The sequence below is a fragment of the Rhodophyticola sp. genome, from assembly GCF_965284195.1.
GTDB lineage: Bacteria > Pseudomonadota > Alphaproteobacteria > Rhodobacterales > Rhodobacteraceae > Rhodophyticola.
The window spans coordinates 3,716,522-3,733,430 of the sequence record NZ_CBDIRM010000001.1 but is presented as its reverse complement, the minus strand read 5'-3'; the positions used below and the strand labels follow the sequence as shown (position 1 = coordinate 3,733,430).

The 16,909-nt window shown below is 64.2% G+C and carries 13 protein-coding genes; 3 read left to right on the top strand and 10 right to left on the bottom strand.

Features of this window, described 5'->3' with window-relative positions:
• Positions 1 to 225 precede the first annotated feature (225 nt).
• From ACQ651_RS18690 to ACQ651_RS18645, 10 genes are read right to left on the bottom strand one after another with little or no spacing between them, the layout of a single operon-like run.
• The gene (locus ACQ651_RS18690; protein WP_430450115.1) at positions 226 to 1,488 is read right to left on the bottom strand and encodes an amidohydrolase family protein; all 1,263 of its coding nucleotides are present in this window, start codon (positions 1,486 to 1,488) and stop codon (positions 226 to 228) included.
• Positions 1,485 to 2,876, bottom strand: a complete 1,392-nt coding sequence (locus ACQ651_RS18685) for a M20/M25/M40 family metallo-hydrolase (RefSeq protein ID WP_430450114.1) — start codon at positions 2,874 to 2,876, stop codon at positions 1,485 to 1,487. The genes ACQ651_RS18690 and ACQ651_RS18685 overlap by 4 nt, the downstream gene beginning before the upstream one ends.
• Positions 2,873 to 4,930 (bottom strand): hydantoinase/oxoprolinase family protein, encoded by a 2,058-nt coding sequence (locus ACQ651_RS18680; RefSeq protein ID WP_430450113.1) that lies wholly within the window; start codon positions 4,928 to 4,930, stop codon positions 2,873 to 2,875. The genes ACQ651_RS18685 and ACQ651_RS18680 overlap by 4 nt, the downstream gene beginning before the upstream one ends.
• Positions 4,920 to 6,734, bottom strand: coding sequence for a hydantoinase B/oxoprolinase family protein (locus ACQ651_RS18675; RefSeq protein ID WP_227287425.1), 1,815 nt, complete (start codon positions 6,732 to 6,734; stop codon positions 4,920 to 4,922). The genes ACQ651_RS18680 and ACQ651_RS18675 overlap by 11 nt, the downstream gene beginning before the upstream one ends.
• A gap of 3 nt (positions 6,735 to 6,737) precedes the next feature.
• The gene (locus ACQ651_RS18670) at positions 6,738 to 7,739 is read right to left on the bottom strand and encodes an ABC transporter ATP-binding protein (RefSeq protein ID WP_430450112.1); all 1,002 of its coding nucleotides are present in this window, start codon (positions 7,737 to 7,739) and stop codon (positions 6,738 to 6,740) included.
• Entirely contained in the window at positions 7,736 to 8,752 is a 1,017-nt protein-coding gene (locus ACQ651_RS18665) for an ABC transporter ATP-binding protein (RefSeq protein ID WP_227287427.1), read from the bottom strand. The genes ACQ651_RS18670 and ACQ651_RS18665 overlap by 4 nt, the downstream gene beginning before the upstream one ends.
• Positions 8,749 to 9,663 carry an ABC transporter permease gene (locus ACQ651_RS18660; RefSeq protein ID WP_227287428.1) on the bottom strand — a complete coding sequence of 305 codons (915 nt, stop codon included), beginning with the start codon at positions 9,661 to 9,663 and terminating at the stop codon, positions 8,749 to 8,751. The genes ACQ651_RS18665 and ACQ651_RS18660 overlap by 4 nt, the downstream gene beginning before the upstream one ends.
• On the bottom strand, positions 9,656 to 10,633 hold the full coding sequence (locus ACQ651_RS18655) for an ABC transporter permease (protein WP_227287429.1): 978 nt from the start codon (positions 10,631 to 10,633) through the stop codon (positions 9,656 to 9,658). The genes ACQ651_RS18660 and ACQ651_RS18655 overlap by 8 nt, the downstream gene beginning before the upstream one ends.
• A gap of 34 nt (positions 10,634 to 10,667) precedes the next feature.
• Positions 10,668 to 12,317, bottom strand: coding sequence for an ABC transporter substrate-binding protein (locus ACQ651_RS18650; RefSeq protein ID WP_430450111.1), 1,650 nt, complete (start codon positions 12,315 to 12,317; stop codon positions 10,668 to 10,670).
• Positions 12,318 to 12,366: 49 nt separating this feature from the next.
• Positions 12,367 to 12,999, bottom strand: coding sequence for an aspartate/glutamate racemase family protein (locus tag ACQ651_RS18645; RefSeq protein ID WP_430450110.1), 633 nt, complete (start codon positions 12,997 to 12,999; stop codon positions 12,367 to 12,369).
• A 234-nt stretch (positions 13,000 to 13,233) separates the two neighbouring features.
• Here ACQ651_RS18645 and ACQ651_RS18640 point away from each other — a divergent pair, with 234 nt between their 5' ends.
• The 3 genes from ACQ651_RS18640 (at position 13,234) to ACQ651_RS18630 (ending at position 16,815) form a co-directional block, all read left to right on the top strand.
• Positions 13,234 to 14,007 carry an IclR family transcriptional regulator gene (locus ACQ651_RS18640; protein WP_375550838.1) on the top strand — a complete coding sequence of 258 codons (774 nt, stop codon included), beginning with the start codon at positions 13,234 to 13,236 and terminating at the stop codon, positions 14,005 to 14,007.
• 94 nt (positions 14,008 to 14,101) lie between these two features.
• Positions 14,102 to 15,826: a M28 family peptidase gene (locus tag ACQ651_RS18635; RefSeq protein ID WP_375550839.1), complete on the top strand. Its 1,725-nt coding sequence runs from the start codon at positions 14,102 to 14,104 to the stop codon at positions 15,824 to 15,826.
• Positions 15,826 to 16,815, top strand: a complete 990-nt coding sequence (locus ACQ651_RS18630; RefSeq protein ID WP_430450109.1) for an NADPH:quinone reductase — start codon at positions 15,826 to 15,828, stop codon at positions 16,813 to 16,815. Before ACQ651_RS18635 ends, ACQ651_RS18630 begins: the two co-directional genes overlap by 1 nt.
• Positions 16,816 to 16,909: the final 94 nt, after the last annotated feature.

Here is a 16,909-nt window from a genome sequence, read left to right as displayed (position 1 = left end):
CGCTCGTGCCGACCGTCCGCGCAGGTTGCCTCCGGAAAACGAAACCCCGGTGTTCGGGATGCCACGCCCCCGCTGGATCGTTGGCCGCTCAGGCCGGGCATTACGGACACCGGGAGGTTTCGGATCGGCGCGCGCTGGATAAGGTGGAATGACGGGACAGATGCAGAACGCGAACCGCCGAAAGGCGCCGGACCCGCGACCCGCCGTGCCCCCCGCCCATGGAAGTCAGGTGCGTCGGTCCCTGCGGATCTTGCCATCGATCATCACCAATCGAACGGTCTTGGCGGATGACACGAAGACCGACAGATCGCTCAGCGGGTCGCCATCGACAAGGATGAGATCCGCAAGCGCGCCGGGTGCGATCTGGCCCAGTTCGCCCGCGCGCTGAACGATCTCTGCATTGATCGATGTCGCCGACCGCAGGACATCCACAGGCCGCTGCACCTGTCCGCGCAGAAGCAGCTCCCGGCCCTGGGTCTGAAGAAAAACGTCGCCGTGCAGATCGCAACCCAGGCCAAGCTTGACCCCAGCCGCCACACAAGCCTCGATGGCGGCAAGCGTGCGTTTGTTGACCTCCCGCACCTTTTGGGTCGCGGACTTGGGAAGCCCGAGCGCTTCGGCATTTTCGGCAATCAACTCACCGGCGGAGAGCGTGGGTACAACATAGGCACCGGCCTCAGCGATCAAAGCAGCCGTCTCGGGCTCGATCAGGCTGCCATGCTCGATGGTCCGCACGCCCAATTCGACACACCGCCGCGCACCGGCATCGGTATGGCAATGGGCCATGACGTAGGATCCGCGCCGCGCCGCCTCCTCCACCGCGACCAGAATTTCGGCATCGGTGAAATGGGGCATCTCCAGCGGTGCAAGCTCCGTCGAGACACCGCCGGACAGGAAGATCTTGATCTGCGTCGCGCCTTGCCGGAACCGCTGGCGCACGGCTTTGCGCATCTCATGGGGGCCATCGACGGCCTCGCAGATGACGCCCGCATATTCCCCGCATCCGCACAGATCCGGTTCGCCGCGCCGGCGCATGTCACCGTGCCCTCCGGTTTGTGTCAGGGCCTTGCCGGGGTAGAAAAACCGCGGCCCGTCGATCAACCCGGCATCAAGCGCCTGGGCAAGACCGACATCGCCGCCGCCTGCGTCCCGGATCGTGGTATAGCCCCGGTCGACGGCCCCCGTCAGCAGCCGCGCCGCATGGGCGGCAAGCAACGCGGGATGCATGCGGTCGGTGCCGTAAAAGTCGTAGCTTGGTGTGTTGGCGTGGTAATGCGCGTCGATCAGGCCCGGCATGAGAAACAGGCCGCCGCAATCAATCCGATGCGCCGGACCGGTATGGCGCGCATCCCCGCCAACCTCGCGGATGCGCGCCCCTTCGACCACGACGGATGCATTCTCCAACGCCTCATCGGACACACCGTCCCAGAGCCGGGCGTTGTGAAAGACGGTGACGCCGGTCTCCGCCGGATCGCGGCCCGTGTTCATATCGACATTCTGCCCAACCTGTCGAGCAGCGCGGCGCCGGTGCGGATGCCGTCATGAAAGAGGGAGATCTCAAGGTTTTCATTCGGGGCGTGGTTGGCCTCGTCCGCGTTTGCATAGGGCGTGACGAAGGCGGGAAGCCCGAGCGTCTTGGTAAAGGCGTAATCCGGCAGGCTGCCGCCAATGCTCGGGTAAAGATAAGGCTCGACCCCGCGCGCCGTCCGCACGGCATCGACGACCGCCGATGCGAACCTGTTGTCGAGCGATGTGCGCGACGGCAACATGCCGCTGCCGCTCATGACCACCTCAACCTCGCCCTCGGGCGCGTGTTTTTCGACATGGGCGCGGACGCAGGCCACCGCCTGCTCCGGCGTCATGTCCGGAACAAGGCGGATGTCGCATTTCGCAATCGCCTCGGCAGGAAGCACCGTTTTCGTGCCCGGGCCGCCATAGCCGCCGTGAATGCCGTTGATCGTCAGGGTCGGATGGAACATCAACCGGTCGTGGAACGGTCTGTCGGCAGGCGCGTCCAGACGGCCAAGCCCCATGGACTCGAGATATCCGGGCACGTCGACCGGCAGGGAGTCGGCGGCGGCCCGTTCGGCATTGGTGGGCGGGCGCACCGGATCGTGCAGGCCCTCTATCGTGATCCGGCCCTCCGCATCCTTCATGGTGCCCAAGAGGTGAACAAGCGTCCACAATGCGTTGGGCATCGTGCCGCCATGATTGCCGGAATGAGCGTCCGTCCGTCCGGTTTTGACGACCAGTTCAAATCCCGCCATGCCACGCACGCCAAAGGTCACGATGGGCCGGCCCGAGGGGTGCAGCGGGCCATCGGCGGTCACCACCAGATCGGCTTTCAGACGATCGGTATGGGCGGCGACGAATTCCGCGATCCGGGGGGAGCCGATTTCCTCTTCCCCCTCCAGCAGGAAAATCACGTTGCACGGCAAGGTCCCGGTGACTTTCAGATGGGCCTCCAGCGCCAGAAGCTGCGCGAAATGCTGGCCCTTGTTGTCTCCGATCCCGCGCGCGTAGATGCGCCCGTCGCGGATCGTCGGCTCGAATGGTGGAGTGATCCATGCTTCCAGCGGATCCGGCGGCTGCACATCGTAATGGCCGTAAAGCAGGACGGTCGGTTTGCCGGGCGCATCGCACCGGTGGCCCAGAACCATCGGATGGCCCGATGTCGGAACGGCTTCGGCCTCAAAACCGAGCCCGCTCAGGTGTTCGACCAGAATCGCCGCAACTTCGCGTATGCCGATATCATGGGCGCTGATCGACGGGTGTTTGACGTACTCGATGACGCGTTGCAGATGATCTTCGCGGTTCGCCTCGATATAGTCGAAGACCGCAGCCAGCGTGTCGGTGATTTCAGTATCTTCGGTCATGTGTCGGCCTTGGTTAACAGAAGGGCGCCCGAGGTTTGCACCGTGCCTGTCCAGCCGGGCGCGATCAGGGTTGTGGTGTCAAGTTGGCTTACGATTGCGGGGCCTTCAATGATCGCGCCGCCACTCAGAGTGGACCGGTCGAAAAGCGGCACGGTCTCCCGGCCCGATGGCAAGGCTATGGGCACATGATCCACCGGCACCGGCGGGTCCCCCGGGGCAAGCACGGCCGGGGCAAACGCCTGCATGGTGGCGCGGGCTTCGACCCGCAGCGTCACAAGCTCGATCGGTGCGCTCAACTCGAACCCGTAAAGGGCCCGGTGGGCGGCCACGAAGCCCGCCTCCAACGCCTCGACCGTGTCGGCCCACGGGACGGCCAGTTCATTGCCCTGACCGGCATAGCGCAGGAGAGCGACGCGACTGGTTTGCCGGTCGGCCTCCGCCACGTCCTCCGCATCGAACCACGCGGCCGCATCGGCCTCAAGCTCTGCGCAGAGCCGTTCGGCCTCCGCCATATCGGCGACGCCGGCGCGGGGCCGGGCGCGGCTGAACTCGGACTTGAGATCCGCCGCCATCAGCCCGTCGGCGCACAGAATGCCGGGTGCGGGCACGATCAGCACTCGGCGTGTGCCAATCAGATCGGCCAGCGCACAGCCGTGAAGCGGGCCGGCTCCACCGAAGGGAAGAAGCGTGAAATCCCGCGGATCGAAGCCACGCTCGACCGACACGACGCGCAGGGCGCCGACCATCTTGTTGTCGGCAATGGCGAGAATGCCGCGCGCCGCGTCCTCCACGGCGATGCCAAGCGGTCGGGCGACCCCGTCCTCCAACGCGCGGCGCGCCGCCACCACGTCGAGCGCCATGTCCCCGCCAAGCAGGCGCGCGGGCAGGTGCCCCAGCACCACATGGGCATCGGTCACCGTCGCCTCGGTCCCTCCCCGGCCATAAGCCGCAGGGCCCGGCGTGGCCCCGGCGCTTTCCGGCCCGACCGTCAGCACGCCGTCGGCCACACGGGCGATGGAGCCGCCGCCGGCGCCGATCGTGACCATATCGACCATCGGCAGAGGCAAGGGCCAGTCCCCCACCTGTCCCTGTTGCGTCAGCCCGATCTCGCCGCCCGAGACAAGGCAGATATCCGCGCTCGTCCCGCCGATATCGACAGTCAGGATATCATCGATCCCACATGTTGCCGCCACGGATCTTGCGCCGACCACACCCGCCGCAGGCCCGGACAACGCTGTCAGGGCGGGGGCAGAACGGATCTTGCCCGCCCCGGCAACGCCACCATTCGATTGCATGAGAAGCAGCGGCGCGGGAACCCCCTCGGCGGTCAGCTTGTCCTCGATTCGTCCGACATATTTCGTGACGCCGGGCATCACGATGGCGTTCAGCACCGATGCCAATGTCCGCTCATACTCCCGCACCACCGGCAGCACGTCCGAGGATGCGGTCACCGCAACACCGGGCAGGGCCGCGCGCAGGATCTCGGCGGTGCGACGCTCATGGTCGGGATTGGCGAAAGCGTGGAGCAGGCAGATGGCCACCGCATCCACTTCCATCTCGCGCAGCGCCTCCGCGGCGGCTGCAACGCTGTCTTCGTCCAGTGGCTGCGCGACGACGCCGCCGGGCAGGACACGCTCGGCCACCTCCACGATCCGTGAGGCCGGCACGGGGCGCTCGGGCTTGATCCAGTTGTAGAGATTGGCCGCGCGAGGGATGTCCTGTCGCCCGATCCCAAGCACGTGGCGAAACCCGCGGGTCGTCACCAGGGCCGCCCTCGCACCCTTGCCTTCAAGGATCATGTTGGTGGCGACGGTGGTTCCATGCAGAACCTGACGCAGGTCACCGGGCGCCGCGCCCGCAGCGCGCAGGGCCAGGCGCAGCCCGGTCAGGAACGCCTCCGACGGGTCATCGGGACGGGAAGGTGTCTTGGCCCGCCAGACCTGCCCCGTCGCGATATCCGCAAGGGCGACATCGGTAAATGTGCCGCCAATATCCACGGCAAGCGTCAGTGCCGGTGTCGCACCGCGCGCGGGATCCACACCATCAAAGGACATCGAGATACTCCTTGCGGTGGAAAGGTTTGACCACGGGCCGCGAAGCTCTCAGCCGCGCAGTTTCGGCCTCGTCGACCTGTCGCCCCTTGACGGCCACCCCGTATTCGCGTGCCGCGGCCTCGGCGCTGACAAGCCCGGAAAGCACATCCTCCAGAACCTTCGCAGCCGGTCGGTCGAAGGGATGTCCGTAGCCCCCGCCGCCGCCGGTTTCTATGCGCACCACATCGCCCTTCTTGAGCATCGTGCCATCCGACAGTGGCGGCAGAACCCTTTCATCGGCCATGCCGGGGTTGATGACGATGCGCCCGGGCGCGCCCGATTTCCCGCCATTGATCCCCCAGGGTGGGTTTTCGACGCCATCGATGCGAATGCCCAGCATCGCGTGATCGGCAAGGATTTCGTACTCCCGCAATATTCCCGTTCCGCCGCGAAACGCGCCGGGCCCGCCGCTGTCCATCACCATGCCATAGGTTCTGAAGGACACCGGATAGCCAAGCTCGGTGAACTCGATCGGATAGTTTTCCTGCGCCACGAAATAGACGGCGTCCATCCCGTCGGCAAAGGCGCGCGCGCCGTATCCGACGCCGATGCCATCGGCCAGCAGGAACGGGGTCGCGGTCCCGTCCTCGGCGGTGTAGCTGCCCCGGATGAGCGCCACGACATAGGCCGCCTGTGCTGCCGGCGCCTGCCCGCCGGCCGCGTTGACCAGCCCATTCAGCGTCGCCAGCACCCGCATCATCGTCAGGCCGCGCATCCCAAGCGGCGCCGGCCAGTTAGGTTTCACCAGCGAGCCTTCGCGCAGACGCACCTCGTCCAGCGCAAGGGGTCCGCCTGCGTTGCAGACCTGCCCGGGTTCTCCGCCCAGATAGAACAATCCCAACGCCATGCCCGGGATGGAGCGGTTCATCAGAAGGTTGACCGGCCCGGGTGCCTGATCATCGGTCTCGGTGGCATCGAAGATGAACCGGTCGGCCCCGTCCGGGCCCTTCTCGCGGATGATGGCGAAGCGCAGATGAAACGGCCCGTTGCCATGACCGTCGCTATCGATGGCATCGGTGAAGCGATGCGTGCCGTAGTCGAAGGTTTCCGCGAGCTTGCGCCTGACAAGGCGCCGCGTCCGGTCGAGAAGCTGGGCAAGGGCATCTTCAAGCACCGCGGCCCCGAAACGATCCGACGCCTCCGTCATACGCTGCGCACCAAGCCGCACACTGGCCATCAGCGCGCTCATATCGCCCTCGCTTTGCGCGGGAAAACGGGAGTTTCGGTGAAAGATCGCAAGCGCGGCGTCGTTCACGACACCGGCCTCGATCAGCCTGGTCGGCGGGATAATGATCCCCTCCTGCCAGATCTCCGTCGCGTCGGGACTGATCGAGCCGGGGCGCATGCCGCCGATATCCGCAAAATGCGCCCAGCTCATCACGAAAGCCACGCGCCGGCCGTTGTGGAATACCGGCGCCAGCAGCACCTGATCGTTGGAATGGCTCACCGCGCCGTAGGAGCCGTAGCAGTCATTGTACCAATATAGGTCCCCCTCCTGCATCGTTTCAATCGGGAAATGCTCGAATACCGGCGTGGTGATGTCGCCAAAGATCGGCACCATCGAGCCCACGGCCATCACGCCATTGCGATCGAAAATCGCGGTGTAGAAGTCCTTCTTCTCGCGGATGAACGCCGAAATCGCCGTGCGTTCGATCAACGCCTCCATTTCGCTTTGCGCAGCCTGGATGGCGCCCTGAATGATCTCGAGCGTGATCGGATCGCAGATCGGGTCGGCGGTGGTGTTTATGTCGGCAGCATAGGTCATGGGTCACGTCTTCGGTTCATGAAGGTGGCAGTGGACGATCCGGTTCTGGACATACGTCGGGCCGGGCGCCTCAACCGCGCAACGGTCGAAGGCGCGCGGACAGCGGTCGCGGAATGTACAGCCCGAGGGCGGGTTGCGCGGATCGGGGGCACCGCGTCCGATGGGCAGCGGCGCGTGGCTTTGATCCGGGTGGGGCACGGGCACGGCCGCGACCAGCGCCTGTGTATAGGGATGCAGCGGGTTGGCGACGATATCCTCCGTCGGGCCGTCTTCGACGATCCGGCCCAGATACATCACGATGGTGCGTTCGCAGACATACCGCACCAGCGCCAGATCGTGACTGATATAGATCGCCGTGATCCCCTGTTGCGCCCGCACATCCCGAAACACGTTCAACACGCCAGCGCGGACCGACACGTCGAGCATCGATACGGGTTCGTCCGCGACAACGAACTCCGGCTCAAGGATCAGGGCGCGGGCCATCACGATCCGCTGAAGTTGTCCGCCCGAGAGTTGGTGCGGATAGCGGTCCATGAACTGCCCCGCATCGCCAAGCTTGACCAGCGCCATGGAGCGCAGGATCCGCTCCTCGTGCTCGGCTCTGGGAATGCGCGCGTTCTCAAGCGGTTCGGCCAGGACATCGCGGATCGTGAAACGCGGGTTCAATGCCTCGAACGGGTTCTGGAAGATGAGCTGGACCCGGCTGCGAAACCGTTTCAGAGCATCCCCTGTCAGCCCGCTGACATCTTCGCCATCGAACTCCACACGGCCCCCGGTCGCCTTGTCCAGCCGCACCAGCATACGGCCGGTCGAGGTCTTGCCGCATCCGCTTTCACCGAGCAGGCCCACGCTTTCGCCCCGGCGCAACTCGAAGGTGACACCGTCGACGGCCTTGACCACGGTGGCGCGGCCTTGCAGTTGCGCCACCACGCCGCCAACGGGAAAGTGCAGCTCCGCCGCGTCAAGCCGGACGAGCGGCGGATCCTGGTCGTGTCCGTCCTTCATGCCGGTGCCTCCCAGGTCTCGGATGCCACGGCCCGCGCCCTCAGGGTTTCCGCCTCAGCGATACGGTGGCAGGCCGCCAGATGATCACCGTCGTAGATGTCTAGACCGGGTACATCCGTGCGGCACCGGGCCTCCGCAAACGGACAACGTGGCGCAAACCGGCAGCCGGGCGGCGGGCTGGCCAGATCGGGGGGCGCGCCTTCGATCGGCGTCAGCTCTCCGGCGGCGCTGGCCAGATCGGGAAAGGCGTTGCGCAGGCCCATCGTGTAGGGATGCGCAGGGGCGGTCAGCGTCGCGGCCATCGGCCCGGTTTCGACCACACGGCCCGCATACATCACCACCACGCGGTCGCAGACATAGGCCACGACCGAGATATCGTGGGTCACAAGAATGACCGAGATCCCCAGACGCTCCTTCAACTCGCGCAGCTGGTCGAGGATCTGACGCTGGACGATGACGTCAAGCGCGGTCACCGGTTCATCCGCGATGATCAGTTTCGGGTCCAGCGCCAATGCCAGCGCAATCGCCACGCGCTGACGCATCCCGCCCGAGAACTGGTGCGGATAATCGCCCAGCCGGTTGGTCTCGATCCCCACCCATTCAAACAACTCTTCGGCGCGCGTACGCGCGGCACTGCGCCCCAGCCCGCCGCGGCGGATCAACACCTCCGCCAGTTGCGTGCCGACCGTGTAAACCGGATCAAGCGAGTTCATCGCCGATTGCGGAATGAACGCGATCTCGCGCCAGCGCAGGCCGTTCATCGCGCGTTCCGACAGGGCCATGATATCGCGCCCGTCAAAAATCGCCTCGCCGCCGGCAATCCGCGCGTTGCCCGCCAGCACCCGTGTCAGGGAGCGCGCCAGCGTGGTCTTGCCGCAGCCGCTTTCGCCGACAAGGCCCACGATGCTGCCCGGCTGCACATCGAAGCTCGCCCCTTCGACGGCAATCGTGTCCTGGTCGCCCACCCGGTACGCGATGCTGAGGTCTTTGAGGGTCAAGAGCGGTTGGGTCATCGGTCAAGCTTCGGAAAGAGGATCTGCTCGTATCCGCGGGAGATGAAGAACCCCGCCGAAACGATCAGGATGATCAGAAAGCCCGGAGGCACGAACCAGTAATAGGACCCCTTGGAAAGCGCCTGCGAGGCGAAAGCATCCTGAAGCATGTAGCCCCAGCTGATGGAATCCGGATCGCCGAACCCAAGAAAGCTGATCGACGCCTCGGTCAGGATCGCCCAGCCGATGGCGATGGAGCCATAGAGGAAGGACAGCGGCAGGACATTGGGCGCAATGTGGCGCAGGATGATCTTCAGGTCGGAGGAGCCTGCCACACGCGCGGCCTCCACATAGGCACGGTTGCGCAGGGTCAGCGTCTGGCTTCGGATCACCCGGCCCGTGTCGCGCCACAAGACCAGCGCCATGGCGATCACGACGTTCCAGATCGACGGTTCGAGAAATGCCGCAAGCACGATGACGAAGGGCAGGAACGGAATACCGAACGCCACATCCGCCAGACGCATCAGCACCGTGTCGGCCCAGCCCCCAAAATAACCCGCAACGATGCCCACGATCGACCCGATGAGCGCCACCACGAAGGCCGCGGTCAGCCCGATCAGCAGGGCGGAACGGGCACCCCAGACGATTTGCGAGAAGATATCCCTGCCAAGCGTCGTTGTCCCCAGAATGTACCCGTCCGTGCCCGGTGTCAGATCCGCCGCAAGGGCGAATTCGGACGTGAAAAGGATCTCGTTGGGGTCATGGGGCGCGATGAGGGGCGCAAAGACCGCCATGAGAATGAAGAACAGGTAGATGCACAGACCGATCACCGCGAGCGGATCGTGGAGCGGCAGGCGGATCGAGCCGAGCGTGCGGCGGAGGCGCGCAATCCGGCCAGGAGCCCGGATTTTGGAGGTCACGGCGTCACTCATGGGTCACCCGTGGATCAAGGGCCGCATAAAGCAGGTCTGCGACGAGGTTCATCAGGATCACGACAACCGCGATCATCAGAAACGCGCCCTGCGCCAGCGGGTAGTCCGCGGTTGAGACGGCGCGCACCAGTTCACGCCCGAGCCCCGGCCAAGAGAACACCGTTTCCACCACCACATTGCCCTGGATCTGGTAGCCGACGGCGATGGCGAAGGATGTCATGACGGGCAGCAACGCGTTGCGCGCGGCATGGCGGATCACGACCGAAAAGGTCGAGAGGCCCTTGATCCGCGCCATGGTGACGAAATCCTCCCGCATGACGTCCATCATGTTCGAGCGCATGAGCAACAGCGGCAGTCCCTGACTGTAGATCGCCAAGGTCATGACCGGCAAGGTCATGTGCCACCAGAAATCGGCAGAGCTGTAGAGCGCCCAGAGGGAATCGTACTCCGCGCCCGGCGGCCTTGTCCCGCCCGCGGGGAACCATCCCATGCCGAAACTGAAGACCGCCAGCAAGAGCATGCCAAGCCAGAACTCCGGCATCGCACGGGTGGTCAGAACCAGAGGCACACATATCTGCTCGACGACCGAGCCGCGCTTCCACGCCAGATACGCGCCGGCAAGAACGCCGAATACATATGCGATGATCAGGGAACTGAACGTCAGGATCAGCGTGTTCGGCAAAAGCGCCAGCACCCGCTCGGCCACAGGTTGGCGATAGAAGAAGCTCTCCCCCAGATCGCCCTGAAGGAGATTGCCCAGATAGATCAGGTACTGTCGCCAGAGCGGCTGATCGAGGCCGAAGCGGGCCATCAGTTCGGCCTGCTGCTCGGGCGTGAAATTCGGGTCGATATAGGCCGCGAGCGGGCTGCCCGGCATCAACCGGAACATAAAGAACAGAATGGTGATCACCGCCAACAGGACGAACGCTGTTTGCAGCAAGCGCGCGCCGATGACGGTGATCGCTTTCACTCTGCCAGTCCCTTCTGCTTTGATTCAGTCAGGCTCATTCGCCCAACGTCTCGGACACGCCTTCGGGGTAGTGCAGCCGGCCGTCGACCACCGTGTAGCCGGCATCCTCCAGCATCTGCTGGGCCAACTCGATCCCGGCCTCCATGCCTTCGACCGTGGCTTCATTGTGCCAGAAGCCAAGCGCCGGAGAGACCACCGAATTCGACGGTACGGCGAACCCGCGGAATGCGGCGCCCACGATGAGCCGACGATCGACCGAGGCCGACAACGCGCGGCGGAAAGCCGGATCGTTGAATGGCGGCCGGCGGTGGTTGAAGGCGACATAGCGGAAGCCGATATCGACGGTCGAGACCGCGGTCAGGTTGGGATCTTCCTCGGCTGCCGCCACCACGACGGTCGGATCGCCGGGGAAGTCGGACAGGAAGTTGATCTCGCCCGAGCGGAGCATTCCGAGCGCCGCCTCGACATTTGGCACGATCCGCAGGATCCAGCGATCCGCATTCGGGGCGGCCCAATGCTCGGCGTTGGCTTCCAGCACCACCTCCTCGTTCAGGGTCCAGCTGCTGAAACGGTAGGGCCCGGAGCCGATCGGCACCTCTTCCTGAAACGACTCGGCGTTTGTATCGAGGGTCAACTGCTCGGCGATCACCGGCTCCCAGATATGCATCGGGATCAGGTTGATCTTCGACAGGCTCGCGGTGAGGAACGGTGCCGACGGCTCGGTCAGGGAGAAGGTGATGTCCATGCCGTCGATGGTGATGTCGGCAATGCTCCCGACGAAGGGGCCATACATGGGCGCTTCGCCCGATCCGGCAGCTTCGAACGAGAATGCCACGTCTTCAGGCGTCACCGGCATGCCGTCATGCCACATCATCCCCTCGCGGAGCGTGACCCTGATGGTTGTGTCGTCGATCCACTCGTAGCTTTCGGCCGCCCAGGGCTGCGGCAGGCCATCGGGCCCGATCCGCATCAGACGATCATACACAAGCTCCGTGATCCAGCTATCCGTGCCCCCGGAGATGTAGAGCGGGTTGATCGCGGTGACATTATCCGACGAGTTGAGGATGATGTCGGTGACATCGCCCAGCGGCTCCATCTGGAGATAGCTCCAGGTATTGCGGATGCCGATGCCGGACTGGTCCACCACGGTGTCGGGGTTCCAGACAGATGTATTGAACGCGTAGGTCGATTGCGGGTGCGCAAGCATCATGTTGGGCTGATCTTCGGCCAGCAGCGCCTGTGCCGCCCGGACAATCTCGCGCCGCTCGTTGGGGTCGAGCGTCACGCGCTGCTGTTCGACCAGCGCGTCGTATTCGGGGTTGTTGTAGCCGATGAAGTTGAAGCCCTGCTCCGCCGTCGTGGAATGGAACAGGTTGTAGACGATCTCGTCGGGGTCGGAACGTTCGGGGCGGCCGACCATTTGCCAGGCTGTCGTGTCCCAGTCATCGCGGCTGAACCAGATCGCCTGGATCATCTGCTCCCAGGGCATCACCTCGACATTCACATCCAGACCGAGCCTGCGCCACTCCTGGGCAATCAGCTGGGTGAACTGGAACTCGGCAGGCTGCGCGGCCTGCGGTCGTGTGACGAGGTTGATGGTTCGGATCTCATCGGCCATCACGGGCGACAGCACGGTGGCCGACAGCATGGCGGCAAAGGCAGATGTTCTTAAGGGCAGTATCATTGTGGTTCTCCTGTTGGCGTCCGGCGGACGACGTTGGATGTGCGCAGGTTCAAGCGACGCGCATGTCAGAGGCGGTTTTGCCCGCCTTCATCTTTGCAGGCGTGGGCCATGCTTTTTTCGAATGGGCCAATCCCATGGAAACCAGCATTTCTGCATGTTTCACGGCGGCTCGCCCGGCATTGACGACCGGCACGCCAACCTCGGCGGCAATCTCATCGCCCATATCGAGGAACGACATTGTCATGCAGCCGAACAGAAGGGCGTCGGCGCGGTCCTTTTCGACACAAGCGCGGGCCACGTCGATCAGCCGCTTCTTTGTCACCTCGGGATCGGCCATGAGTTCCAGAACGGGAATATCGGTCGGACGGACCGACGCCAGTTTCGCACGGACCCCGGCTTGAACGGCAAGCATTTCCTGCCCGGCGATCAGGCTTTCGAAAATCGTCAGGACACTGAACTTGTGCCCGAGCGCCGCGGCCAGAAGCATGGCGCTTTCGCATGGACCGATAACGGGCATCGTGACCAGTTCACGAGCCGCCTCCAGCCCCGGGTCCCCGAAACAGCCGATGATGGCCGCATCAAAACCCTTCTTCTCGCACTCCATGATCAGATCGAGGGTCGGTGGGATGGCGAGCATCTCCTCGTAGGCGGATCTCGATCGAGGCCGGTCCGGAGGGCACATCGATCACCGACACCTCGGTGCCATCGAACGCCCAGTCGTTCATCAGCGCTTCCCGGCGCTGCATCTCCGTTCGCCCCATCGGACCCTTCGACATCGGCCCCGGTACAACATATGCAATTTTCATCGCCATTCCCCCGCAAGAACAGTGTTTCACTAAGCGAAACATTGTTTTAAAGTCAGTATGCGGCAAATTTATTGCAAAGCAAGCCTCACGTAAAAAGAGTAGGGCCGAAAATGTCTGAACCCCGCGACTACACCATCGCTGCCGTCGACCGCGCCCTGCGCGTGCTTGAAGCTTTGGCAAGCCATCCGAGACAAGGCGTGACGGAACTTGCCACCCGCCTGGGATTGACCAAAACCATCGTCTTCCGGCTGCTTTCGACCCTTGAGGCACGGGGTTTCGTGGTTCGGGATGGTGACAAGGCCGTCTATTCTCTGGGCTATCGGATAGGCGTTCTCGGCGAACAGGCCGGAGCGCAGAATACCCTGATGACGGCCGCCCGTCCGGTGATGGAGCGCTTGCGCGATGACACGACGGAAAACATCAACCTGATTCTGCGGGATGGGCACCAATCCCTTGTTCTGGCGACCCTCGCCGGCCATCACGCCATGCGAATCTTCGCCAATCCGGGGCGCTACGGGCCGCTGCACGCCGGGGGAGGATCCATGCTGCTCCTCGCATTTGCTCCGGAAGATGTCCGGGAAGCCGTCCTGGCCGAACCGCTGGAGCGCTTTACCTCCAACACGGCAACGGACCCAGATGACCTCCGCGCGCGGCTGGACATGATCCGCGCTGATGGCTTCCACATCGCCATCAACGATCTCGACGATGGGGCGTTTTCCATCGCGGCGCCGATCCGAAGCGCCTCCGGGGACGTCATCGCGTCCTTGTCCGTTGCGGGCGCGATGGCGCGGTACGATGAAACCCGCCGCCGCCGCTATCTTGCGCTTATTGAAGACGCCGCTGCTGAAATCAGTGGCAAGCTCGGTCTCACGGGCGCCACCTGATCCGAATCGACCCCACGCTTGTCGAATCACCCCTCGGCTGTCACGCTTCATTTGATGAAACTATGTTTTGACAGATGAAACAACGAGGTGTGCCATGAAGACTTCTGAAACCGCAATTCTCGACCAGGTAACAATGGAAGAGCCCTGGGGTCTGGTGGAAAGCTTCGCCACGTTCAAGCGGGAGCACCCCGATGATGTGAACCGCGGAATGGATGAGGTGGTTGAGCGCCTCTCGCGCCATGGCGTCCCCGCGACGGTCCACAAGCCATCTCTCTATCTCAGCCTGCCCGGTGCCGCGCGGGTAGAGGCATCCGGCACGACCTACCGCGCCAAGCCGCCGGCCTATGCCACGGATGCCCGTGGCGGGGTGACGGCCCCGCTCGTATATCTCGGGGCCAATGCGGTGGATGACATCGACGACATGTTCGACATCAAGATTGATGGCGCGGCGGATATGGCAGGCCTTGCAAAAGGCGCAATCGTGATCTCCGAGGGTTTCGCAAGCCCGGTCATGGTGCGCCAGTTCGAGGATCTGGGCGCCGTCGGCGTCATCGCGATCAACCCGGGCGTCGATATTCACTGGGGGATCTGCACGACGATCTGGGGCGTCCCGGACCTTGACGATCTGCCGAGAAAGCCGGGCATCCCCGCCGTCGCGGTCAACAAGCCCGACGGAGAGGCGCTGATCGCGCTGGCCAAGAACGGCGGCGACGCCACGATATTCACCGAAATGGAAGAGGGCTGGTTCGACAGCAAGCTGGTCGAGGTCGTGATCCCCGGCACGGAAGAGCCCGACAGATACGTCCTCCTGCACGGTCACCTCGACAGTTGGGACGTGGGCGTCGGCGACAATGCCGTCGGAGATGCCTGCATGCTGGAGATTGCCCGCATCCTCTGGGCGAACCGCGACAAGCTGCGCCGGTCGGTGCGGATCTGCTGGTGGCCCGGCCACTCCACGGGGCGCTATGCGGGCTCGACATGGTACGCGGATGCCTTCGCTCTCGACCTCGAAGAAAACTGTGTGGCCCAGGTCAACTGCGACAGCCCCGGCTGCCGTTGGGCGACCGAGTTCCTGAACCTGTCGCGCATGCCAGAGACCGACGACATGATCAGCGCCGTCATCCAAGAGGTTGCAGGCAAGACCGCCGAAGGGGAACGGCCGCACAGGGCGGGCGACTATTCCTTCAACAACATCGGGATCTCGGGCTACTTCATGCTGTCCTCCACGATGCCGACGGTCTTGCGGGAAGAGAAGGGGTACTACACGGTCGGTGGCTGCGGCGCCAACATCGCCTGGCATACGGAAAACGACACACTCGAAATCGCCGACAAGGACATCCTTGAGCGCGACATCAAGGTTTACCTCCTGGCAATCCTGCGCACGGTCAATGCCGGGATCCTGCCCTTCGACTGGCGTATAACGGCGCGGGAGTTTCAGAATACGATAAAACAGTATCAGGCAGCCGCAGGCGACCGGTTCGACCTCTCTCCGTCGGCCGAGGCTGCGCAGCATCTTCTGGATGCGCTTGAGACGTTCTATGGAGCGGCCGGGGCGGGAAAAGTGGCGGAAGACAAGGCGAACACGGTCATTCAGGACCTTGCCCGCATTCTCGTGCCGATCAACTTCTGTCGCGAGCCGCGCTTTCGCCACGACCCTGCGGCCACGATCCCGCCCCTGCCGACGATCCACACGGCAACGGAGCTCGACCAGCACGACGACACGCTCGGTTTTGCTCAAAACCAGCTGGTGCGTGGCCAGAACCGGCTGGTCGCCGCCCTCAGACAGGCAACGCGGCACATCTCGCTCGTCGCCGGTTGATGCGCGCGGTTCACTATAAAACCACGGGCCCCGCGGCCGAAGTGCTGCAATTGGGACGTTTCCCCACGCCGGTCGCAGGCCCGGGGGACGTCCTGGTGCGTGTCGCGGCCTCCGGCATCAATCCTGCGGACGTCAAGCGCCGGGCGGGCTGGGGCGGCATGCAAATGAACCACCCGCTGATCATCCCGCATTGCGACGGTGCAGGCACGATCGAAGCGGTCGGAGAAGGCGTCAGCGCCGATCGGGTGGGCCAGCGCGTCTGGCTGTGGAATGCCCAAGGGGGCTACGGACAAGCCGGACGCGCCTTCGGGACGGCGGCCGAGTTCGTCGCGCTGCCCGAAGCGCAGGCAGTCCCCCTACCCGATCATTTCACGATGGCGCAAGGCGCATGTCTGGGCGTGCCTGCGATGACCGCCCACCGGTCGGTCCTGTCGGATGGACCGGTCGCGGGCAAAACGGTTCTGGTTCAGGGCGGTGCGGGCGCTGTCGGCTATCTCGCGGTGCAGATCGCCCGAAAGGACGGCGCCCGTGTCATTGCAACGGTCGGCAGATCGACGGACGCCGAACGCGTGCGGGCCCTGGCCGGTACGCCGATCAACCGCCACGACGAAGACGTCGTCGGCAAAGTCCGGGATCTCACCGATGGGACAGGCGTCGATCGCATCGTCGAAGTCGATTTTGCGGCCAATCAGACGGTGGATGTGCGGCTGATCAAACCGAACGGGGTTATCGCCAGCTATTCAAGCACGTCGGATCCGACGCCGGCCCTCGACTACTACGCCTTCGCGTCCAAAGGCGCGAATATCCGCTTCATCCAGGGCTTCGCCATACCCGAAGACGCGCGCAAGCAAGGCCAGCGCTGGCTTGCGACCCACGAGCTGGAAATCCCCATCGCCGCCACATTTCCGCTCGACCGCTGCGCCGAGGCGCATCTTCACGTCGAGCAGGCGAGCGCATTTGGGCAAACGGTGGTCATGCTTGAGCAATAGTCTCATGCCATCGGCCAGACGCTTGGCAGTCCTGATCTGTTCCACTGTTGCACTGCCCTGATAGATTGGCTCGCTGAGGTCATTGGCCTTTCCC